Here is a 23,739-nt window from a genome sequence, read left to right as displayed (position 1 = left end):
GAGGGTGTATCAAAATTCCGATACATCCTCTTTTCATATCCATCGGTAAAGAATGCATATAATGAAACAAAGCCCCGACTTTCCCAAGCCAAGGCTTTGCCCTATCATAAAAATTTTGTATCTTTATGACATACAATCATATATATGTCAGCAAAGATACACTTTCGGGATTACAATCCCAAACAAACGATTCTTTTTCCCCAGCGTCTTGACAAGGACATTGCGGACAATGACCCTGTGCGCGTGGTTGACGCGGTAATTGATAACCTCAAGCTGGAAAACTTCCGCAAACTTTATAAAGAGCGCGGTCGCAGTCCATACCATCCGAAGATGATGCTCAAGGCCGTGATTTATGGCTACATGAACAACCTTTATTCCTGCCGTAAGATAGAGTCCGCCCTTAAGCGTGACATCCATTTTATCTGGCTGGCGGGTTATGAACAGCCGGACTTCAACACCATCAACCGCTTCCGCAACCGTGTGAAAGAGGAAATCAACCATGTATTCACACAGTTGGTGATAATACTGGCGGAAAAAGGATTCATCACTCTTGACGTGGAATATATTGACGGTACAAAAATCGAATCGAAGGCCAACAAATATACTTTTGTATGGCGCAAGACTACCGAGAGGAACCGTGCCAAGCTGATGGAGAAGATCAAGGCTCTTCTCGAACAGATAGATGAAGCCATAGCACAGGACAACGCCCGGGAGGAAAACGGACAGGATTTCACACCGGCAGACCTCATGGATATTGCCGATGAACTCAACCGGTCTTTTGGGAAAGAACCTGAAGCGGCAACAAAGCAGGAAAAGCGTCATCGGAAAGAAAAAGAGAGACAGATAAGGCAACTCAAGGAACATGCCAGCAAACTTGAAGGATATGACGAAAAGCTGCGCATCCTTGGCGAGCGCAACTCCTGTTCCAAAACCGATCCTGACGCCACGTTCATGCGCATGAAAGAGGATGCGATGAACAGCGGGCAGACCAGACCGGGTTATAACCTTCAGATAGGAACGGAGAATCAGTTCATTCTTGACTTCAGCCTGTTTCAATCCCCCGGGGATACATTGACCATGATCCCGTTCTTCAACTCGTTTGCCGAACGTTACCATAAACTGCCGGGCAAGGCGGTTGCCGATTCCGGCTACGGTTCGGAAGAGAACTACCGGTTCATGGATGAAGCCGGCATTGCCGCCTATGTGAAATACAATTGGTTCCACCGCGAACAGCGGATGCACTATGAGCCCAACCCGTTCAGTCCGCAATCTTTATACTACAATGCCGAAGGTGACTATTACGTCTGTCCGATGGGACAACACATGAAACGTATCGGTACGGCACGGTCAAGGACGGAAAGCGGATATGTCACTGAAAGCGCACGCTACAAGGCCCGCCGATGTGAAGGATGCCCGCTTCATGGAAGTTGTTTCAAGGCTAAGGGGAACAGGATTATCGAAGTCAATCACCGGCTGAACGAATATCGGAGGAAAGCCGGGGAGAGGCTCACATCAGAAGAAGGGATCAGATACCGGGGACGGCGGTGCATAGAGCCGGAAGCCGTCTTCGGACAGATGAAATACGACATGGCATATAAACGCTTCCGGCATTTTGGAATAGACAAGGTTGAAATGGACCTTGCCTTCTTTGCCATTGCCTTCAATCTAAAGAAAATGTGCTCAATAATGGCAAAAAAAGCCATCAAGGGAGGATATTGTCCAAAACAAAACCAATTTATGGCTATTCCCATAATTCTATATGCGAAAAATCAAAGATTTAAGAGATACTCTTTAAATATGGCTGCCTAATAAATTTTAAGACTTAACAAAGGGAAAAAGAGGATGTATCAAATCTTCTCAATTTTGATACACCCTCCTTGTTATATACGATCCAAAACTATTTCGATAAGATCTTTGATCGAATTTTTATAATTGCTATTGGCATGGTGGGCTACGCGATTGGCGATAATCGTGCATACGGTCATGGCTTTATGTCCCATAAGCTTGGATAGCCCGGCAAGAGCAGAGCTTTCCATCTCGTAATTAGTGATCACATGTCCGTCTTTATACTTGAACGCTTCTATTTTTTTATTCAGGTTCTTGTCTGCCAGAGGAACCCTCAGTTCCCGTCCTTGAGGTCCGTAAAACCCGTTTGCAGAAATCGTTACACCTTTTACCATCTCGCCTTTCCCGATTTGCTCTACCAGTTCTTTGTCTGCATCGATTACATAAGGAGCGGCCCAAAGAGAGTTCCATTCGACAAAATCGCAGAAAGCCTTTTCGAATTCGAGATCGCAAACTTCATTGCGCCCGGCATAAAAATTCAATACTCCGTCAAAACCGATCGATTTTTCTGATATGACGAATGTTCCTATGGGGACATGTGGTTGCAAACCTCCCGAAGTTCCGATACGCACCATTGTCAGTTGCCTGAATTCAGGCTTTTCGTTCCGGGTTTCAAAATCGATGTTGGCAAGAGCATCCAGCTCGTTTACAACAATGTCGATATTGTCTGTTCCTATTCCATGAGAAACGACGGTGATGCGTTTCTCTTTATAAGTTCCTGTTATGGTATGGAATTCACGGCTGCTTATGTCACATTCTTTTGTGTCGAAAAATGACGCTACAAGATCTACCCGGCCGGGATCGCCTACCAGAATGATTTTATCCGATAATTGTTCGGGACGTACGTGCAAGTGAAAAGCACTTCCGTCTTGGTTGATAATTAGTTCTGATTCCGGAAAATGTTTCATAGCTTTCGGTTTTATGTTCATAACTTGAAATACGAATATAAGCATTATTTTTAAGAGTGCGGTTGAGAACACGCATAAATTTTCCAATAAAAATACTATCAGGGTGTCTTTGCGTTTTCTTCCGGTCTGTTCTACCGTCTTTTATACATCAGGTAAGCTGTTGTGTCTCTTATGGGAATGGAAAAGTATCTGCGAAAACGACTTTCAAAAATGTCTGTGCAAGATTTAAGCAGGTTTTGCAATGAGAAGTCCCGAAGGTTAAAAAGTTTATCTATATGTCCGTATATCGTGAAAATAAAAAAGTCGTATATTTGCAATCATATATAAAAATCCTTTTGATTGTTAATGTCCCTGTTCGGGGATTTCAGAATAAGAAATATGGCAACAAAACCTGCGATACCTAAAGGAACCCGGGATTTTTCTCCGGAAGAGATGGCGAAACGGAATTATATATTCAATACGATCAGCGAAGTTTTCCATTTATTTGGATTTCAACAGATCGAGACTCCCGCGATGGAGAATCTTTCTACTTTGATGGGAAAGTATGGAGAAGAAGGGGACAAGTTGTTGTTCAAAGTGCTGAATTCCGGAGACTTTCTTTCGGGAGTGACGGATGAAGAGTTATCTGCTCGTAATACGAACAAACTTGCCTCCATGTTGTGCGAGAAAGGTTTGCGTTATGATCTGACTGTTCCTTTTGCTCGTTTTGTCGTCATGCATAGGAATGAGATCAGTTTTCCTTTTAAGAGGTATCAGATACAGCCGGTTTGGCGTGCCGACCGACCGCAAAAGGGGCGTTACCGAGAGTTTTATCAGTGCGATGCCGATGTTGTCGGTTCTGATTCGTTGTTGAACGAAGTGGAATTGTTGCATTTGATGGATGAGGTATATTCCCGTTTCGGAATACGTGTCGCCATCAAGTTAAATAATCGGAAGATATTGAGCGGTATTGCCGAAGTTATCGGAGAACCTGAAAAGATTGTCGATATAACCGTTGCGATCGATAAACTCGATAAAATCGGTTTGGAAAAGGTCAATGAGGAGTTGAAGGAAAAAGGCATATCGGAAAAGGCGGTAGCCATGTTGCAGCCTATTATTTTGTTGGAGGGATCGAATCGCGAGAAACTGGTTACTTTGAAAAATGTTCTTGTCGATTCGGATACCGGTTTGAAAGGTGTTTCGGAATTGGAGTATATTTTGGATCATTTGGAACTGTCTCCTTTGCGTTCTGCTTTGGAAATCGATCTTACTTTGGCAAGGGGTCTGAATTATTATACCGGGGCTATTGTGGAAGTAAAAGCTCTCGATGTTCAGATAGGAAGTATTACCGGAGGCGGGCGATATGATAATCTGACCGGGGTATTCGGGATGCCGGGTGTTTCGGGCGTGGGTATATCGTTCGGAGCAGATCGTATTTTTGACGTATTGAATCAACTCGACCTATATCCGAAAGACTCATTGTCTGCAACGCAAATAATGTTTGTCAATTTCGGAGAAAAAGAGCAGGCCGTTTGTTTGGAACATGCACTCCGGTTGCGTCGTTCCGGTATTCGCACAGAAATTTATCCTGAGACGGCCAAGATGAAAAAACAGATGGGATATGCCGATTCGAAGAAAATTCCATATGTGGCTCTTGTAGGGGAAAATGAAATAGCAGCCGGTAAAATTACGGTAAAGGATATGATTACCGGGGAACAGCAAATGCTGACGGTAGATGAGTTGACAGATTTTTTGAAATAAAATTTATTATGATACGTTCGAGAAAGGCCGGAATAGACGATATAGCTCTCATCCGAGATTTAGCGGAAAAATCGTTTTTACCTACTTATAAGGAAATTCTTTCTGCCGATCAGCTTGACTGGATGTTCGACTGGATGTATTCTGCCGATAGTCTTCGACGACAAATTGAGGACGGTCATGTTTTTTTTATAGCGTATGACGGAGACCGGCCTTGCGGTTATGTATCGGTCGAACGCCAAGGAGAGGCGTTGTTTCATTTGCAGAAAATATATGTTCTCCCCGATTTTCAGGGGAAACATGTGGGGCAGTATCTCGTGCGGTTGGTATTCGATTATGTAAGGTCTCTTTATTCCGGAGAGTGTACGGTAGAATTAAATGTGAACCGGAATAATAAAGCCAAATTTTTTTATGAGCGCATGGGATTTTCCGTTGCCCGTAGCGGGGATTTTCCGATAGGGAACGGTTATTATATGAATGACTATATAATGGCTATCGAACTGTCGTAAGATATGTGATCCGGACTTGTTATTCGGATATTATTTTCAGATTAAAGAGAATCCTGTCATTATCCGATCCGGGTTCATCATAGATATTGATTATTTTGATAACACCATAAGCTTTCTCTCTTCCGATCAAGATTATGTCGTCATTGCTTAGATTTTTGACGACGGGTTGTTTTACCGAGTTTAAGTAGGTACTTTTTACAGAGATGTCGGTTGCTTCCATGTAATTGAAGCTGTTGTTTTTTATAAAGCAAATATTGGTTCTAGACCGCCATTCTCTCGACATATCTTCGTTTAAGATTTCAGGGTTATCATAGTTGTATATGTCTGTTAAGGCAGAGTCTGCGATAGCATAGAAAATGGTTTGGAGATTTTTTAGAGAAAAAGCGTCCGGTTTTCCCGATTTGGCAGAATACATGGAATATCCTGTTTTTTCGGATAACACGGTACTTTGGCTGAATACCGTAAGTTCACAGCTATTTTGTTGGATATTATTTTCGTCGTCTATAGCTTCGAATAGGAACTTTATGTTTATTGAATCTTTGTTAAATGGAGGTATTGTGTATATATGTGTGTATTTTAATGTTTTTTTATCAGGAATCGTATCTTTCAAAGTGATTTTGCCGTATTGTGTATCGAATGAATGAACTGTAAATTTTTTTAGGTATTGATTTTTCGTTGTCGCTTCGATCTGGATTTCTATTTTATCTCCCCAATATAATTTTTCTGTAGGTATTTTGTAATATATCGTGACTTTCGATTCGTCTTCATTGGTTATACAGCCGGTAAATAGTACGATAAGTAATATTGTAAGAATCTTTTTGCTCATTTGGCTTACTATATTGAGTTAAGGGAACTGTCTAAATTTCCCGATCGAAAAATAATATCGGTCATCTTTGCGTTTTTTCCGCTCTGTTTTATCGTTTTTACTCGTCAGATACTCCGCTATCCTTCTCGTAAAAACGATAAAATACCCTTGAAAGAAACTCTCAAGCCTGACCCGGACAAAATTTAGACGACAGGCTCTAAGACTACGCTTATTCTCCTAATAAAGATATAAGCATAGTCTTGGATATTTGTCTGTAAATTGAGTACTTCGGTTTTTTATTTGAATTTATAGGCTCTGATTATTGCTTTTTCAGAAACTTCTTTGCCTAAGAAAAGCCGGTTTACCTGTCGTATTTTGCGAACGGGTTGAAAGTATGTTGCGTCAGGGTATTTCTTTATCGCTTTGTAAGCTGCTTTTTTTATATTTCCCGAAAGAATTGTTCCGTTTCCCAATGTGGTTACTAAGGAATTGGTTGCATCATATATTTCGCCGTTGACAGTATCCATGACTTTTATGATACCGAAATAAGTGCGATAAGTTACTTCGATTTCTGTTTCACCTAAATAATCGAGATTGTTTAAATCGATGTTTAGTTGTACTTGGTTCGGGGAGAAGTTTTTTTCTTTTGTCAATGTTCCGCATCCGGTCATCGTCGCTATCAGGAACACCAATATTAAATATTTGTAATCTCTCATAAGTGTTCGATTATTTAAAATAGTATGTTAATGTGATCCGAAACTGGTTTCCTATTTCTCCTTTATTCGCTTTTAGAGAGTCGAACATGTCCTCATTGTTTATTTGCAGTCCTAACTGGGGTAAATCTTCTAAACTGGGAGCGTAAACAGTTTGTTTTTTACCTTCTATTTTTGTTTCGTTTTTATATTTCAGTCCGGTCTCAAAAATCGAAGAAATACCGTATTCGACACCTATTGCTAAGGGAAGGTCTGCAATGAAAGCTTGTAATCCTATAAATGCGCCTAATCCTATTTCAAAAGATCCTTTTGTGGTTTTTGAATAATCTTTTTCGTATTCGGTACTGGTTTTATCTCTTCTCCAACCTATGGGAAGTTCTGCTCCGGCATAGACATCTAATATGTTACTTTTAGCGAAGTGGTATGCAAATCCTGGGTAAATACGGTTGGTAGAGTTCAGTATCTTGTTGGATGATTGTATTGTTTTTTCTTCATCTTCTTTATCGATGGATTCTCCTTTTAAGCGTTCGGTCGTTTTATAGAATTCAAGGCCTAAACGTAATTCGAATTCGTCGGTTACCATATATTTCAGATTGACTAAAGGCATTGCTTTTAATTCTACCTTACTGTCAAACATGTCGGAGAACATATTCGATGTAGCTCCTAAATAAAGACCGAAATCTCCTGCTTCGGCTCTGTTCCCCGTACGTATTATTTTTGAAGTGGGTTTGCCTGTACTGATTTGGGCGAAAGTTAGCGTGTTTATGCTGCAAGCGCATAAAACAATAAGTAGCATTTTTTTGATCATAAAAATTTATTTTTAGTTAATTATAGAGAGTATTATTTGGAAATTAATTTATTGATTAGGCTATTTTGTTATTTTGTGCAAATATAGATTATAGTTGTTGTGAATATTGAATTAATTTATTTTTTACAAATATGTTTAATTCAAACTCTATAAGTTTATTAGGTTATACTGTTAATAGAATCGGGAACATTTTATCGTAAGTTACCGGAAAAGTGGATGATGTTATTTTATATGAAAAGAGGCACTTCAGAGTAGAAGTGCTCCTTGCTGTTACTTACAGTTCAAAAGTAAAAGGCATGAAATTATACTTATTCTCTAATAGAAAGGGTGATGATCTTCTGTTTATCGAATGATATTTCTTTGTAGATTTGTAGAGTCTATCTAAATTTTCCAACAAAAAATATTCTCAGGTCATTTTTGTGTTTTCTTCCGGTCTTTTTTCCCTGTTTTCACTTGTCAGATAGTCCGCTATCCTTCTCGCAAAAGAACAGAAAAACATACTCGGAAGAGGCTCTTAAACCTGATCCGAGTAAAATTCAAACAGAATCATAGACTGGAAGTTAAAGAATAAGAAGCTAATTTTTGGGACACTCCCTGTAAATGTAGTACGGTGTTGGTATTCTCGTAATTTTTGTTGTAATATTTTACTGTGATAATATTATATAGAGTCATTCTTTTGGGGGATAATTCCCATTTTTCCCATTAAAAAGCAGGCATTCATATTTTGTGCGACTCCCGGTTGCAACTTATAAGAAAAGGATAACTCGTTATCGTTTATATCTGCTTCGAATCTGAAATTTTCGATAGTATCCGGCCATTTTTCTGCTAAACTTCCTAATAGCAGGTCATGCGTCGCAATAACTCCGGCAGCATTGAGTTTTACTAATTTTTGAACCAAAGCAAGAGAGCCTTTTTGCTTATCTGTAGAATTTGTTCCCTTTAATATCTCATCTAAGATGATGAATAGTTTTTCTCCCGATTCAAGTCTGTCTATAATTTGCTTCAGCCGTTTCAGCTCAGCGAAAAAATAGGATTCCTGATCGCTCAGGGAGTCTGTTGTCCGTAAACTCGTAAATAATTTACAAGGAGATAATTGCATCTCTTTTGCACAGACCGGTGCTCCGATACATGCCAAAAGATGATTGATTCCGATCGTTCTCAAATAAGTGCTTTTTCCTGCCATATTAGCTCCTGTTATTACGAGAAAGGAGGGGCGTTGCAGCATCTCTACGGGATTGCGGACACATCGTTCGGGTTCTATCAGCGGATGACCTAATTCTGTTGCTTTCATTACCGGATTATCGTTGTCGTTCAATACGGGAAAAGTATATTCAGGGTGATTAAACCGGAATGTGGCGAGTGAGCATAGAGCATCGAAACGGGCGATGGTTTCTATCCATCCGGGTAGGAATTTCCCGTTGTTGCGTATCCATTTTTCTATTGCTGCCAACTGTTTGAAATCCCAGAGAAAAAATCCGTTTAATATTGCAAATCCTATGGCATTGTATCTTTGGTCGAGATTTCGTAGATATTTCCCTAATTGTTTTATGCGGGATGATACGGGAATCCCATCTGTATGTAACTCTGTACGGATATTTTGAAGTAGCGAGCTTGAGAATTCCGATTTTTCGAGTTGTTCGATAAGCTCGGCATAAGTATTCAAAGATTTCAGCCCTTCATTAAGTTTATTTTGTGTGCGGCTTACCCGTCCGGAAAGAATTGTCGCATAGCAAAAACATGCTAAAAATAGAAAAAGGATATAGTTTCCCATCCCGACACCGAAGATCCACATCAGGATTAGAATTCCGAAAATCCAAGGGATAAAGGGCAAGATTATACGTAGCCATTTAGAAACGTAAATCGTTGAATCGTTCGATAACTCTGAAATAATCTGTGCATCTGTTTTACTTTCTCGGGAAGTCATGCCGTTTGCCAGAAAATCGATTCGAAGTTCGGTCAGCAGGGACAATTCCTGAATTGCCTGTTGCCTGTTCTGTATTTTATCAGGATCGGTTAGCGGATGGGTTATCCATTCGACCAATTTTTGCTGTCCGATGATAGATGCACTTCTGTTCAGATAGGCGAAAAGCGATTTTTTCCCGAAAATATCCAAATCGTTCGAAAAGTCATGCACCGGATCTATATATTCTTTCCCGGTATCGATCCCTTCAAAATCGTATTTTTTCAGTTGCAGCTCTTTTTTGCAAATGGAAATCTTTGCTTCCAGAAAACTTTTCCGGGCAAAAAAACGATCATGGATACGCATCATTCCTAAAAAGCAAACTAAACCGGCAATAATCACACTGATAATAATTCCGGTATTGTATCCCCATAAGAAATAAAGAACGGTTAAAGTCAGAATAACCCAGCATAGACGCAAAGTTCCGATGCTGTAGATTTTTTTTCGAATACGGACAAGAGCTTGTTGCGTTTCTTCAAGCAGATGGTTATAATAGTGAACGGAATTATCAATCATACTGTTATTTATTTTGTCGGTAAAGATACAAATTTGTTAGAGTCTGTCTGCATTTTGCGCAGAATCAAAGGAATTTAAATATATAATTTTTTTATCGTAAAAATCAGACAGACCTTTATACAAGGCTTCTCTTTTTCGGTTTATTTATGATAAACTTTGCAAAGAGTAAGTTCTTTAAAACATAAAATTGTATTTTTGTGTTTGTCTAATGTAATTAAAAACGATTATGAAGCGTGTTTATTGTTTGATGATTTTGTTGCTGAGTGTAACGTCTGTCCTTTTTGCCCAAAAAAAAGCTGAAATAGAATTTAAGCAGACGAAGTATGACTTTCATGAAATCGCGGAGGAGAACGGAGACGTGTCCCATATATTTACATTTATCAATAAAGGAAATGCCCCGTTGATTATTACCCGTGCTTCGGCAAATTGCGGGTGTACCAAGCCTGAATATCCGGTGAAACCGGTTGCTCCCGGTAAGGAAGGGCAGATAAAAGTGACCTATCAGCCGAAAGGCCGTCCCGGCAGTTTCTCAAAAAATATTTATGTATATACTAATGGAGAGCCGGAACGGGTAGTCTTGCTGATTACCGGAACTGTGATTCCTAAACCTTAAAAATCGAATTTTATGATAAGACGGGGTATTATCTTATTGCTATTTGCAGTTCTGTTCGTTTCCGGAGTTTATGCACAAGAGACGGCTAAAATATCTTTTCTGGAGACAACGCATAATTTCGGTTCTTTTTCTGAAAAACTGGGGAGTGTAAGTTGTGTTTTTTCGTTTGTGAATACGGGAGATGCTCCATTGATTATAACTCGTGCGACAGCATCGTGCGGGTGTACTCGTCCTGAGTTTCCGATGCAGCCGATCGCTCCGGGCGACAGCGGTCAAGTTAAAGTGACTTATAATGCGGTAGGCCGGCCCGGTAGCTTTGAGAAAAATATTTCGGTGTATGCCAATACCGACCCGGAACGTACGACTTTGATAATTAAGGGAACTGTGATTCCTGTTCAACGTAGTGCTGCTCCGGCTTACGGACATACAATGGGGAATTTGGGATTGAAGGCCGTACATGTTCCTTTCTTTGAAGTATATACCAATAAAACCAAATTGGAGAAGATCGATGTTATAAATAACGGAAAAACTCCTCTTGCTCTGGAATTTGACAAAGTTCCTCGACATTTGGATGTTTCGGTATTGCCTGAGACTTTGCTTCCGGGACAGAAAGGTCGGATATTGATAACTTATCATGCCGACAGGGCTAAGGATTGGGGAATTCGCCGGGATGAGTTTTGGGTGAAGTTGCCTTCTTCCGATAAACCGCAGCCTCAAAATAAGATAACTGTTTCTGCAGATATTCAGGAAGATTATTCGAATATGACTCCTGACCAGATTGCAAAAGCTCCTCATCTCGAAATCGGTAACGATTTAGTAGATTTCGGGACGATAAAGGGAAATGCTTCGGTCTCTAAATCGGTGAGCTTGACTAATACGGGAGTTTCTAATCTTCAGATACGTAAAGTTAATAATGAATCGCAGGTCGTATCCGTATCTCTCCCGCAGATGAGCATACAGTCCGGGAAATCGATCGATATGAAAGTAACAGTAAGGCCTTCTAAATCCCGCAGTCGGTTGTTGAACCATCGTATTTTCATTATTACGAACGATCCGGTAAGGCCTACAATATCATTGCCTGTTGTTGCGACATTTGAGTAGTATATATTTTATTGGTGAATTGCTATGGAACACATCGAGAACGATAATAAATATGAGGGATTGGCGGTTAATAAGGGTGTAGCGCAGCCGCCTGCCGTAAATCCTTATTTGAATAAAATCCGGAAAGTCCGCAGGAGACAATATACGGCAGCTGAATATACCGAACGTATTTTGAAAGGTGATATTACGGTATTGAGCCAAGCGGTTACGTTGGTAGAGAGTAATTTGCCCGATCATCAAATCCTTGCACAAGAGGTAATCGAAAAATGTCTGCCTTATGCAGGAAACTCGGTACGGGTAGGTATTACGGGTGTTCCCGGATCAGGTAAAAGCACATCGATCGATGCATTCGGACTTCATGTCCTTAAAAAAGGTGGTAAACTTGCCGTGTTAGCGATAGACCCGAGCAGCGAGCTTTCGAAAGGGAGTATATTGGGAGATAAAACTCGAATGGAAAAACTGTCTGTTGCAGACAATGCGTTTATACGTCCTTCTCCTTCTGCCGGATCTTTAGGAGGAGTCGCCCGTAAAACGCGTGAAACGATCGTTTTATGCGAGGCTGCCGGATTCGATAATATATTTGTGGAAACCGTCGGAGTCGGGCAGTCTGAAACGGCGGTGCATTCTATGGTCGATTTTTTCCTTTTAATACAGTTGGCCGGAACAGGTGATGAGTTGCAGGGAATTAAGCGGGGAATCATGGAGATGGCTGATGGAATCGTGATTAATAAAGCAGATGGCAGTAATATCGAAAAGGCGAAATTAGCACAAGCTCATTTCCGTAATGCATTGCATCTTTTCCCACCGACTCCGTCCGGTTGGATACCGCAGGTATTGACTTATTCCGGTTATTATGAAATCGGTATCAAAGAGGTGTGGAACATGATAGACCGATATATAGCTTTTGTCAAAGGGAACGGCTATTTTGAGCATAAACGTCAGGAGCAAGCGAAATATTGGATGTTGGAAACCATAAATGATCAGTTGAAGTCTCATTTTTATCAAAATTCCGAAGTAGTATCATTACTTCAAGAAAAAGAAAATAGGGTGCTGCATTCGATACAGAGTCCTTTTACTGCGGCTAAGGAGGTCTTGGATTTTTATTTCGGCAATATTGTTTGATATTCGAGAAGTATAGTTCCGGTGTATAATAATCTGTCGGGTAGTTATTTACAAAATTGATTCGCAATCCGTTAAAAGTATGCAGTTTTCAGAATTTAGTTTACAGTTACCTGTTACCGATCCGACTTTAATATTTTTTCTTGTACTTGTCATTATTCTCTTTGCTCCGGTGATATTGCAACGCTTGCACATTCCTCATATTGTCGGGTTGATTTTGGCAGGGATACTTGTCGGGCAGTACGGTTTTAATATTCTGAAACAAGATAGTAGTTTCGATCTGTTCGGGAAAGTAGGACTGTATTATATAATGTTCCTGGCAGGTCTGGAGATGAATATGGAGGATTTTAAAAGTATCCGAGTTAAGGCTACGGTGTTGGGGCTTTTTGCGTTTATATTCCCTCTGGGTATAGGAGTATGGACTAATATGCATTTGCTCGGGTACGGTGTTGTGACTTCTGTGTTACTTGCCAGTATGTATGCTTCGCACACTTTAATATCTTATCCGATAGTTCTTAGGTATGGTATCAATAGTCAGCGGTCTGTCGGTATTGCTGTGGGAGGAACTGCTGTTACGGATACACTGACATTGTTGGTCTTAGCGGTAATAAGCGGTTTGTATAAAGAAGAGGCATCCGATATGTTTTGGGTATGGCTGCTTGTGAAGGTGGTTATATTGAGTTTGCTTATCATGTATCTTTTCCCTCGTATTTGCCGGTGGTTTTTCCATCGCTATAATGATAACATTGTGCAATATATTTTTGTTATGGCTCTTGTTTTTTTGGGAGCGGGATTGATGGAGCTTATCGGAATGGAGGGGATTCTCGGAGCATTTCTTGTCGGATTAGTTTTAAATAAGTTAATACCTCATGTTTCTCCTTTAATGAGTCATTTGGAGTTTGTCGGCAATGCTTTGTTCATTCCTTATTTTCTGATTGGAGTAGGAATGTTGATTAATGTTAAAGTGTTGTTCGGCCATTTGGATTCTCTTAAAGTAGCCTTTGTAATGATTGTCGTAGCTCTTTCGGGAAAATGGATTGCTTCTTGGTTGACTCAGAAAATATATAAAATGCGGGCTGTCGAGCGGGAGTTGATGTTCGGATTGAGTAATGCGCAAGCTGCCGCGACATTAGCTGCCGTATTGGTAGGGTATAATATTATTCTTCCTGATGGACAGCGTTTGCTGAATGAAGATGTTCTGAACGGTACGATTTTATTGATTCTTGTAACATGTGTAGTAAGTTCGTTTATTACCGAATATGCTGCGAAACGTATTGTGATGGATCGTGCCGTTGAAGTGGTCAGTGAAAAAATACAGAAAAAAGAGAAATTTTTGATTCCTCTGGCTAATCCCAGAACTTTAGAACAGCTTGTCGGTTTTTCTTTGTTGTTAAGGGATAAAAAGGATAAAGACAGTCTTGTCGCTCTTAATGTTATAAATGACGATAACGATTCGTTGAAGCAGGAACTTCAGGGAAAATATATTCTGGAACAGGCTGCCCGAATAATGACGGAAGCGAATGTGGAGTCGAAAACCGTAATGCGTTTTGACCTGAATATTGCAACCGGCATTTTTCATACGGCAAAAGAGCATGATGTGACGGATATTGTTATCGGATTGCATCATAGGAAGAGTATTGTCGATTCGTTTTTGGGAACATTGTCCGAGAATTTGTTGAAGAAAACGTGCATGCAAATTATGATAGCCCGTTTTCATATTCCGGTCACTTCTTTGCAATGTATAATTGTTGCTGTTCCTCCGAAGGCGGAATTTGAATGTGGGTTTGTTAAATGGATTTCCCATTTGTGCCGCATAAGCGGGCATTTAGGTTGTCAGATTCATTTTTATGCACATCCGCAAACATCGGGATATATTCGTAAATATATTCGAAGGAAACATAGAGATATAGATGCTGTTTATACCGACCTTGTCAGTTGGGAAGATTTGCTTATACTGATCGGACAAATGAATTATGAATGTTTGTTTGTGATTGTTTCGGCACGTCGGGGAGCAATTTCTTATGACTCTTCTTTTGAAAAGCTTCCGGGACAAATATCCCGATATTTTAATAATAATAGTGTCGTGCTGCTTTACCCTGAACAGAATGGGGAGCAACAATAAGAGTCGTTTCGATTTTCCAATGGATATTGTCAGGTCATTTTTGTGTATTCTTAAAGCCTGTCTAAAATTTTACTCTTTTATGAATTTTATTTGTTTTGTCGAAATTGAGGTCTGTTAATTATCGATACAGATGATTTTTTCGGGAGAAAACCGATGTAGAAATTTTCGAATTCTTAAAATAGATTAAATAGCAGGAGATGTATATAAAATCTTTTCCTGCTAAGTTTTTTTTAATTGGGATTTTAATTGTTGCGTTCTTTTTTTGTACTCGTTTCGTACCGGAATGATGAACACACACACATATACGATTATGAATTTAAAATTACGTTTTTTCTCTCTATTATTCATTGCGTTTTTATTCCCGAAATGTCTTTTTGCGAGTTCTACGCTTCTACATCTGGATTGGAAAAATTATCTGGCAAAATATGATTTGCTTTGGAATCGTTTACCGGAGAAAGTCTGGCAGTCTCCTTTTATGGGGAATGGAATGTTAGGCACGTATATCGTGTATGAGAAAGATTGCAATTCGATGCGTTTTGAGGTGTGTCGGAGCGATGTTCACGATCATCGTGTCGTGCCTGAAACAGGAGATGGGAATATATTGTTCAATCGTTCCCGTCTTATGATTGGACATTTTTTGATGAAGCCGTGCGGTCGCATTTTGAAATGCGACATGCGTACGGATATTTATAATGCGGAGACTTCAGGGACGATTATAACGGATAAGGGGTCGATCCGATTTGAAGTTTTTGTACATTCGCTTGATATGGGGATTATCGTAAAGACTCATGCATCGTCCGGAGAAAACGGGTTTACGTGGCAATGGGTTTCGGATTCACCGAATTCTCCTCGGTATGATAAGTTTAAAGCAAGTGGGAATACTTCGAAGGTGGTACGGGAATATAAAGAGAATGCTCCGGCTGTTGTAGATGAAGAAAACCGAACGGCATTGTTTACTTATTTGAATGGCGGACAGACTGCCGTCCGTTGGTATATTTCGGGAAAAGGGAGTACTCGGAGTCTATATGTGACTTGCGCCCATTCTTATCCTGAACATAATGCTTTGCAATTATCTCGAGAATTCCTTGATCGGATATTGAAACCATCTTATTCGAAGTTGAAAAAGACGCATCGGGAGTGGTGGAATAGCTTTTATCAGAAAAGTTTTATTTCTTTACCGGATAAGAGAATCGAGAATTTTTATTGGATACAATTATATAAGTTGGGATCGGCTGCCCGTGCGGATCGGGGGATTATCGATAATACAGGACCATGGATGGCTTTGACGCAATGGCCTGCTGCATGGTGGAATTTGAATGTGCAGCTTTCCTATTGGACAACTTATCCTTCTAATCATTTGGAACTTTCCCGCTCTTTGTCCAATACGATTTTTGCAGGAGAAAAGAACTTGATTTTAAATGTTCCGCAAAAATACAGATATAATTCTGCCGCTTTAGCACGGGCTACAGCTCCTGATTTGGTCGGATGGGTACGTGAAGCCGGAGCTTCGAAAGATGGACCGGAGATCGGTTTATTGACATGGGCTTGTCATAATATATGGTTGGAGTATCGTTATTCGATGGATAAGGAGATTTTGAAAAAGTTATTCCCTATATTAAAACGTTCGGTCAACTATTATCTGCATTTTTTGAAAGAGGAGGATGATAAGCGGTTTCATCTACCTTCTACCTATTCTCCGGAATACGGCAGTGCTTCGGATTGTAATTTTGATCTGTCGTTGTTGAAATGGGGTTGTAAAACGCTTTTGGAAGCGGATTCTATTCTTGGTAAAAGTGATAGTTTGCGCTCACGTTGGAAAGATGTTTATGCAAGACTGACTGATTTCCCTTCTGATCCGGATGAAGGTTGGATGATTGGCAGGAATCGTCCGTATGATATGTCGCACAGGCATTATTCTCATTTATTGATGGCTTATCCGCTGTACCTTGTGAATCGAGATCAGCCGGGAGGCAAGGAGATGATCGTTAAGAGTGTAAGCCATTGGCAAAGTATAAAAGGCGCTCTTGAGGGATATTCTCGTACAGGGGCGGCATCTTTATATGCTTCTGTCGGGGAAGGGGACAAGGCTTTGGCTTATTTAGAAGAATTTATGCAAAAGTCTATGCAGCCGAATACTTGTTATCAGGAAGGAGGAAATCCGGTAATAGAGACTCCTCTTTCGGGTGCTCGGTCTTTATTGGATATGGCATTACAGAGCTGGGGCGGTAAAATTCGTATTTTTCCGGCAATTCCCGAAGTATGGGGTGACTTCGCGTTTGATAATTTACTGGCAGAAGGAGCATTCGAAGTGAGTGCCGTTCGTAAAAACGGGAAAGTCGCATGGGTTCGTATTCACAGTTTGGCGGGAGAACCGTGTTTGATAGAGTGTGATTTTTCGGGGAAACTGTATCAAAAAGGGAAACGGAGATATAAGATCGATCGAATTTCCGATACTATTTTTAGCTTGGACTTGAAAGTAGGGGAAGAGGTCGTTCTGTATAATGATCTGTCTTTTAAAGATTTTAAGATAGAGCCGGTTCCCGGTGTCGAGAATAGAAAACCTTTCGGTTTTTATAATTGATGGAGTGTGTTATCTAATTCAATTTAAAATATGATTATATGAAAAAAAATTTGTTGTTTATTTTACTGTTCATGGTGGCGGTAGCCGGAATGACGGTGTTCGAGGTGTCCGGAACGAATGCCGGGAAAAAGGAGAAAAGAACACCGGTGACTTTGGGTCCCAACCCTTTTGTAACCCATATATTTACGGCAGATCCTTCTGCCCATGTATGGAACGACGGGCGTTTGTATGTGTATCCTTCACATGATATAGATCCTCCTCGTGGGTGCGACTTGATGGATCGTTATCATGTATTTTCTACAGATGATATGGTAAATTGGACTGATCACGGGGAGATTTTGAATTCGAGTCAAGTGCCGTGGGGACGTCCTGAGGGAGGTTTTATGTGGGCTCCTGATTGTGCTTATAAAAACGGTACTTATTATTTTTATTTTCCACATCCGAGTGGTACGGATTGGAATAATACATGGAAAGTCGGAATTGCGACGAGCAAGTATCCGGCAAAAGATTTTAAAGTGCAAGGGTATATCGAGGGGCTCGGCGATGCTTTTGCCATGATCGACCCTTGTGTATTTGTGGATGATGATGGTCAGGCATATTTTTATTATGGCGGTGGCGGAAGATGTATTGGTGCTAAACTGAAAGATAATATGGTAGAATTAGCGGAAAAACCGCAGAGGATGGAAGGTCTTTCAGATTTTCACGAGGCTGCTTGGATACATAAGAGAAACGGAATTTATTATTTGTCTTATTCCGATAATGTTCCTCATCCCAATGGAAACAGGATGCATTATGCTACCAGTACGAGCCCTTTAGGACCGTGGACTTATCGCGGAGTGATTTTGGAAGCGACGGGTTCTGGTACGAGCCATGGATCTATTGTGGAATATAAAGGGGAATGGTATTTGTTTTATCATAATTGTTCTATTTCGGGAAAAGGAAATCTGCGTTCGATATGCGTAGATAAATTATATTATAATCCTGACGGAAGCATTCAGTTAGTAAAACAGACAAAGGGTGGTATTAAAAAATAGAATTTTTATATTGAGTTGAAAAGAGAGAGGGACTGTTCAAAAAAGAACAGCCCCTTTTTGTAATTTAATTAAATATCATTCAGTCGTATTTTTATTAGCAGGTTCTTGTACTGTTTGTGTAGTCGCTGTTGTTCCGGTTTCGGGTACTGTCGTATTTTCTTCCCAATGGAATGGCGCAAATTCGGTGTCTTTACTTTTCCATGACGGTTTACGGGCGGCATAGATAATAAACGGAGCTGCCACAACGACTATACAGCCTATGATAAGAACAGAGAACCATACAGTATTATTTCCTGTCGATATCTGACTGGGTGGAATGAAACTTAATACGAAAGCAAGTAACGATCCGCAGAATCCGAGTCCGGCAACAAACCAGATCAACCCGTTACCTTTACTTCCGATACGGAAAGGTCTGTCTGCTTTTTTCATGTTATACCGCAAATAAATGGCTGCAGCAAACATCATCAAATACATGATGAGGTAAAGCAGAACTGTGAGCTGGGAGAGAATCTGGTAGAAACTTTGAACAGAGGGCATTACAACGAAAAGTAAGCTTAAAAGAGTAACTGCGAGTCCTTGAAGATATAGAATATTTTTTTGTACGCCTATTTTGTTTGTTTTTTGGAAGAATGGAGGTAGATAACCGGCTCTTCCTACGGCAAATATACCTTTTGACGGACCTGCGACCCAAGTCAATACTCCGGCTAATACCCCGAATGCCAGTGCTACGGCAATGACCGGTGATAGCCATGACATGCGGATAAAGCTGAAATAATTATCAAATCCTTCCAGTAAGCTTTGGGTCAGGTTGATATCTTTTTGTGGAATGATGATTCCGAGAGAGAATGTTCCTAATATAAAAATGATAACCGTAATGGCTGAACCTATGAATACGGCTTTAGGATAATTTTTTGCAGGATTATTTATATCTTTTACATGTATCCCGCCCATTTCCATACCGGCATAAAACAAAAATATACTGGCTGCTAATACCAGATTGTCGAATTTTGAAAAGTCCGGAAGAAAGTCTCCGGAGAAATCCATTTGGGATTGTCCGCCCATTGCCAGATAGACAATGGCAAGTATAACTAATAAGGCTGCCGGGATAATAGTCCCTACCATACCGCCGATTTTAGCTACTTTACCAACCCAGTTTAATCCTTTCAGGGAAATAAAGGTTGCCAACCAATATATGATTAAAACTACGATCAACGTGTAAATTTTATTAGATGCCAATAACATGTCTTGAGAGTGATCCATTCCTATAAATGCGATAGAGACAGCTCCGAAGGTAAGTACAGTCGGATACCAGATCGTGCTTTCTATCCATTGTAACCAGATGGCGAGAAATCCGAATTTTTTACCGAACGCTTCCCCTACCCATCGGAATACTCCGCCTTGTTTATCCTGAAACATAGCTGCCAGTTCTGCGGCGACCAGTGCCGTCGGGATTAAAAATACGATTGCAGCGAACAGATAATAGAATGCCGAGCTTAATCCATATTCTGCTTCTGCCGGAAGTCCCCGTAGTGATACTACTGCCGTAACGTTCATGATCGCTAAAGTAAAGACTCCGAGTTTTACTGTTTTTCCAATATTTGCCATAATTTATGTATTAAAGAAATTATTTGTATATCTGCTTTTGGTATAACAAATTCTTGTACTGTTGGTTTAGAGCCTATCTAAATTTTCCGATAAAGAAATATTATCAGTTCTTTTTTGCATTTTTCCCCTTGTTTCACTTGTCAGATAGCCTTGTGCTATCTTCCTCGTAAAAACGACAAAACTTCTTCGAAAGAAACTCTCGAATCTGATCTGAGTAAAATTTAAACAGGCTCTAAGTCGGATAAAACCACTTTGGTTAAACAAACTTGCAGGAAGGGTTGTTTTTAGGGAAAACAATATTGAATATTATTATATTAAAAAATAAATATGAAATCCGCATTATCTGATTTTATTTATGAGAAGAAGGGAATATACGGTATTTTACATGTCGTTATCTTATTATTGTCTCTATTTTTGATTATAAGTATCTCTATTGATACGTTCAAGAATTTACCTTTTCTGACACAGGGCAGTTATTTGAAAATTCAGTTATGGATATGTACTTTTTTTATATTCGATTTTATCTTGGAATTTTTCCTTTCACATCGAAAGCTTCATTATTTACGCACTCATTTTGTATTTTTGATTATTTCGATTCCGTATATCAATATATTTGATTATTATCATGTCGCATTTTCTCCGGAAATCCGTTATTTTTTACGTTTTATACCTTTGATACGGGGAGGCTATGCGTTGGCAATAGTCGTAGGCTGGTTATCTTATAATAAAGCTTCTAGTTTGTTTACTTCATATCTGACGATGTTGTTGGCTACCGTATATTTTTCGAGTCTTATATTTTTCGTATTGGAACATAAAGTGAATCCTCTCGTTCCTAATTACGGTGAAGCCTTGTGGTGGGCTTTTATGGATGTAACGACGGTGGGCTCGAATATTTATGCCGTGACGATTACAGGGAAAGTGCTTTCGGTATTGTTGGCTGCGTTGGGAATGATGATGTTTCCTATATTTACGGTGTATGTAACGAGTTTGGTACAGAAAGCGAATTTGGATAAAAAAGAATATCTTCAACAAGCAAGTAATAATTCTGCCTCTGCAGGGACATCTACTCAGGCCCAAACGGAAACAAATCCGTAAACAGAAATTCCTGTTTACGGATTTGTTTCGGAATGTTTTTTACACCTATTCGACTATTGTAACTTGGTCTCCGCTGAATACCGATAGTTCTAATTTATTCATAATATGTTTAATTGCTAATTGGGCTTTTACCGAATTTCCGGCATTGTCGATGGGGGGTGCAAAGGCTGCGATTCCGAATAATCCGGGAAGTGTGCCCATTACACCGCCTCCGACTCCTGTTTTTGCAGGAATACCGGAAGTATAAAGCCAGTCGCCTGTATGTTCATAGAACCCTACGGTAGCGATGAGTGAAGTTATTTTTGGCGAGAGTCCTGTATCGAATATCTGTTTTCGGGTAATCGGATTCATTCCGTTATTGGCAATCGTAGCTCCGCATATTGATAATTGGGTTGCTGTGATTCCTAACGAACATTGCCGGGTGTAAAGGTCGAGAGACATTGTCGGATCGTCATAGATGCGGTTGTAATTTTTAAGTAGCCATGCTATAGACCGGTTGTTGAAATTTGTCTCTGATTCTGACTTATATAATTCGTCAATCAATTGAGGGGCACTTCCGCATAAATCGGTAATATTATCGACGATTGCTTTCCATTTTTTTTCGGGATCAGCTATAGGTTTTACCATACTGCATGCAGTGATTGCACCTGCGTTGACCAAAGGTGTGGAGGGATGATCGTTTTCCAATAAAATGGCGAATATCGAGTTAAATGGTAATCCGGTGGCATCTGCCCCGATTTTTTCGAGAAGTTGTTGAGCCCCGTATTGCCGGAGAACCAAAATAGCTGTGTGAACTTTAGATACTGATTCTATTCCGAATTTATATTCTGAATCTCCTAATTGAATTGTCTGTCCATTGAGCAGACATATACTGATCCCGAACAGATTTTTATTTATGTTGGCTAAATATGGGATATAATCGGCATTTTTTCCGTCAGTGTTTGTTTTATACAGGTCAAAAGCTTCTTCAGCTGCGTCTTTGATTTGGGAAATGGAAATTTTCTTTTGCATACCTTTTCTGGATTAAAAACGGGAGCTGTTTTTAGGATACGGGAATGTTATTGTCCCGTTTGAGAGCCTGTCTAAATTTTACCGATAATATTTTTTTGCCGGAAAATTTAGACAGGCTCTTTAGAACAACTCCCGAAAGTTTTTATATTTATTATTTCTTTTTTCGACCCGAACCTGTATGGGTGAATACAGACCCTTTGATCTCAATGTTTTTTTCTTGCGCAATGCGGGTCGGAGTCGGGTATTCGAGTTTTTCGAGTTCGGCAATTGCACTGTTAATGTCATTTAATAACATATCTGCCATATCTCGGCTAAATCCTTGACGTACGACAATACGCATTACGATGTAATTTTGAATGTTTTCGGGAAGGGTGTATGCCGGAACCATCCATCCGCCTTGTTTCAGTTTATCTTGTAAGTCATAGAGTGTCCATTTTGCTGTTTTTGCATATTCCGGTTTCATGTACCAGATGAACAGCGGATTGACTACTTCAGGACTATAATTAACAAACGGTTTCATTTGCCCGATTTGCTGATGCAAATATTTGGTAATTTCCATACCGTTTTGTTGAATAGCTTTGTATCCTTCGAATCCGAGTCGGATAAATTGATAATATTGACCTAATATTTGTGCTGCCGGACGAGAGAAGTTGAGGCCTACTTGAGTAATATTTGCTCCTAAATAGTTAACGCTGAAAGACATTTCTTCCGGTAAATATTTGGCATCTTTCCAGACAACCCAGCCGAGTCCCGGATATACCAATCCGAATTTATGTCCCGATGTACTAATTGATAATACCCATTTCAGCCGGAAATCCCATTTTAATTCAGGTTGTAGGAATGGCAGAATAAAACCTCCGCTGGCTGCATCTACATGAATAGGGATGTCGAATCCTGTTTTTGTATTGTATGCATCAAGGGCCTTGTCGAGGGCTTCGACGTCATCGTTCAATCCTGTCCAAGTAACTCCTTCGATAGGGACGATGCAAATCGTGTTTTCATCGCACATTTTCAGTGCAGCTTCGGGGTCTAATGTTGTTTTTTCGAGAGTCAATGGAACTTGTCTCATCTCGATTTGCCATAATTGTGCGAATTTTTCCCACACGACTTGAAATCCGGAGGAGATTACGAAATTAGGTTTGTCTGTCGGTTTGCCTTGAGCTTGTCTTTTTTTACGCCATCGTAGCCAAGCTGCCACTCCGCCTAACATGCACGCTTCGGAAGAACCGATAGCTAAAGCTCCGCTTTTCCATTTTGCTTGTTCTGGAGTGTTCCATAAATTAGCGATGATGTTGATACATTTTGCGTTCATTACGGCTATACGGGGATACTCCGTTTCGTCGATATAATTGATGTCGATAGCTTCATTCATCAATTTAGTGGCATAATCATCCATGTAAGTCGTTACGAATGTTGCCAGATTTAAACGGGGTTGCGTCTGCGCGAATGTTTCATCTTTTACCATCTGGTATGCGATCTGCGGTGTGGTAGGACCATCGGGAATTTTATCGACAGGGGAGGGTTGCAACATCTCGTTTGATCCGAAAATAGCGGTTTTAGCATCTCCGTTTCTGAAATTTAGATCTTTCATCATTAAATTGTTTTTATAGGGTTCAACATAAATTGCCGATATGATACTTATTCATATCATAGTCAG

The 23,739-nt window shown here is 40.0% G+C and carries 18 protein-coding genes; 10 read left to right on the top strand and 8 right to left on the bottom strand.

Annotated features, from left to right (window positions below; genetic code table 11):
- The first annotated feature begins 144 nt into the window (after positions 1–144).
- Positions 145–1,809, top strand: a complete 1,665-nt coding sequence (locus tag Q0093_RS11050; RefSeq protein ID WP_297930394.1) for an IS1182 family transposase — start codon at positions 145–147, stop codon at positions 1,807–1,809.
- A 71-nt stretch (positions 1,810–1,880) separates the two neighbouring features.
- Here Q0093_RS11050 and Q0093_RS11045 read toward each other — a convergent pair whose 3' ends face one another.
- The gene (locus Q0093_RS11045) at positions 1,881–2,753 is read right to left on the bottom strand and encodes a nucleoside phosphorylase (protein ID WP_297930391.1); all 873 of its coding nucleotides are present in this window, start codon (positions 2,751–2,753) and stop codon (positions 1,881–1,883) included.
- Positions 2,754–3,131: 378 nt separating this feature from the next.
- Between Q0093_RS11045 and hisS the strand changes: the two genes are divergently transcribed.
- Together hisS and Q0093_RS11035 are read left to right on the top strand one after the other, a co-directional pair.
- The gene (hisS, locus tag Q0093_RS11040) at positions 3,132–4,493 is read left to right on the top strand and encodes a histidine--tRNA ligase (RefSeq protein WP_297930388.1); all 1,362 of its coding nucleotides are present in this window, start codon (positions 3,132–3,134) and stop codon (positions 4,491–4,493) included.
- 8 nt (positions 4,494–4,501) lie between these two features.
- The gene (locus tag Q0093_RS11035; protein WP_297930385.1) at positions 4,502–4,999 is read left to right on the top strand and encodes a GNAT family N-acetyltransferase; all 498 of its coding nucleotides are present in this window, start codon (positions 4,502–4,504) and stop codon (positions 4,997–4,999) included.
- A gap of 19 nt (positions 5,000–5,018) precedes the next feature.
- Here Q0093_RS11035 and Q0093_RS11030 read toward each other — a convergent pair whose 3' ends face one another.
- The 4 genes from Q0093_RS11030 to Q0093_RS11015 form a co-directional block, all read right to left on the bottom strand.
- On the bottom strand, positions 5,019–5,825 hold the full coding sequence (locus tag Q0093_RS11030) for a hypothetical protein (protein WP_297930382.1): 807 nt from the start codon (positions 5,823–5,825) through the stop codon (positions 5,019–5,021).
- Between the two features lie 275 nt (positions 5,826–6,100).
- Positions 6,101–6,520, bottom strand: a complete 420-nt coding sequence (locus Q0093_RS11025; RefSeq protein WP_297930379.1) for a hypothetical protein — start codon at positions 6,518–6,520, stop codon at positions 6,101–6,103.
- A gap of 10 nt (positions 6,521–6,530) precedes the next feature.
- The gene (locus Q0093_RS11020) at positions 6,531–7,325 is read right to left on the bottom strand and encodes an outer membrane beta-barrel protein (protein ID WP_297930376.1); all 795 of its coding nucleotides are present in this window, start codon (positions 7,323–7,325) and stop codon (positions 6,531–6,533) included.
- Between the two features lie 658 nt (positions 7,326–7,983).
- Positions 7,984–9,801: a MutS family DNA mismatch repair protein gene (locus tag Q0093_RS11015; protein WP_297930374.1), complete on the bottom strand. Its 1,818-nt coding sequence runs from the start codon at positions 9,799–9,801 to the stop codon at positions 7,984–7,986.
- Positions 9,802–10,027: 226 nt separating this feature from the next.
- Between Q0093_RS11015 and Q0093_RS11010 the strand changes: the two genes are divergently transcribed.
- From Q0093_RS11010 to Q0093_RS10985, 6 genes are all read left to right on the top strand, one after another.
- Positions 10,028–10,414, top strand: a complete 387-nt coding sequence (locus tag Q0093_RS11010; protein WP_294177188.1) for a DUF1573 domain-containing protein — start codon at positions 10,028–10,030, stop codon at positions 10,412–10,414.
- A gap of 12 nt (positions 10,415–10,426) precedes the next feature.
- Positions 10,427–11,515, top strand: a complete 1,089-nt coding sequence (locus Q0093_RS11005) for a DUF1573 domain-containing protein (protein WP_294177186.1) — start codon at positions 10,427–10,429, stop codon at positions 11,513–11,515.
- Between the two features lie 24 nt (positions 11,516–11,539).
- Complete coding sequence (gene meaB, locus Q0093_RS11000; RefSeq protein ID WP_297930371.1) at positions 11,540–12,637, top strand: methylmalonyl Co-A mutase-associated GTPase MeaB; 1,098 nt, start codon at positions 11,540–11,542, stop codon at positions 12,635–12,637.
- 79 nt (positions 12,638–12,716) lie between these two features.
- Positions 12,717–14,756 carry a cation:proton antiporter gene (locus Q0093_RS10995; protein WP_297930369.1) on the top strand — a complete coding sequence of 680 codons (2,040 nt, stop codon included), beginning with the start codon at positions 12,717–12,719 and terminating at the stop codon, positions 14,754–14,756.
- A gap of 310 nt (positions 14,757–15,066) precedes the next feature.
- Entirely contained in the window at positions 15,067–17,337 is a 2,271-nt protein-coding gene (locus Q0093_RS10990) for a glycoside hydrolase family 95-like protein (protein ID WP_297930366.1), read from the top strand.
- 38 nt (positions 17,338–17,375) lie between these two features.
- Positions 17,376–18,371 carry a family 43 glycosylhydrolase gene (locus Q0093_RS10985; protein WP_297930363.1) on the top strand — a complete coding sequence of 332 codons (996 nt, stop codon included), beginning with the start codon at positions 17,376–17,378 and terminating at the stop codon, positions 18,369–18,371.
- A gap of 75 nt (positions 18,372–18,446) precedes the next feature.
- Here the strand turns inward: Q0093_RS10985 and gadC are convergent, their stop codons facing one another.
- On the bottom strand, positions 18,447–19,976 hold the full coding sequence (gadC, locus tag Q0093_RS10980) for a putative glutamine/gamma-aminobutyrate antiporter GadC (RefSeq protein WP_294177181.1): 1,530 nt from the start codon (positions 19,974–19,976) through the stop codon (positions 18,447–18,449).
- A gap of 327 nt (positions 19,977–20,303) precedes the next feature.
- On the opposite strand from gadC, the gene Q0093_RS10975 reads away from it, so the two are divergent.
- Positions 20,304–21,071 carry a potassium channel family protein gene (locus tag Q0093_RS10975; protein ID WP_294177179.1) on the top strand — a complete coding sequence of 256 codons (768 nt, stop codon included), beginning with the start codon at positions 20,304–20,306 and terminating at the stop codon, positions 21,069–21,071.
- A 45-nt stretch (positions 21,072–21,116) separates the two neighbouring features.
- Here the strand turns inward: Q0093_RS10975 and glsA are convergent, their stop codons facing one another.
- Positions 21,117–22,082 (bottom strand): glutaminase A, encoded by a 966-nt coding sequence (glsA, locus tag Q0093_RS10970; protein ID WP_297930359.1) that lies wholly within the window; start codon positions 22,080–22,082, stop codon positions 21,117–21,119.
- Between the two features lie 151 nt (positions 22,083–22,233).
- Positions 22,234–23,673, bottom strand: coding sequence for a glutamate decarboxylase (locus Q0093_RS10965; RefSeq protein WP_294177238.1), 1,440 nt, complete (start codon positions 23,671–23,673; stop codon positions 22,234–22,236).
- Between the last annotated feature and the right edge of the window lie 66 nt (positions 23,674–23,739).

The organism is uncultured Coprobacter sp., assembly GCF_947855755.1.
Classification (GTDB): domain Bacteria; phylum Bacteroidota; class Bacteroidia; order Bacteroidales; family Coprobacteraceae; genus Coprobacter.
Note: the sequence above shows the minus strand (reverse complement) of the source record. Positions and strands in the feature narration are given on the sequence as shown.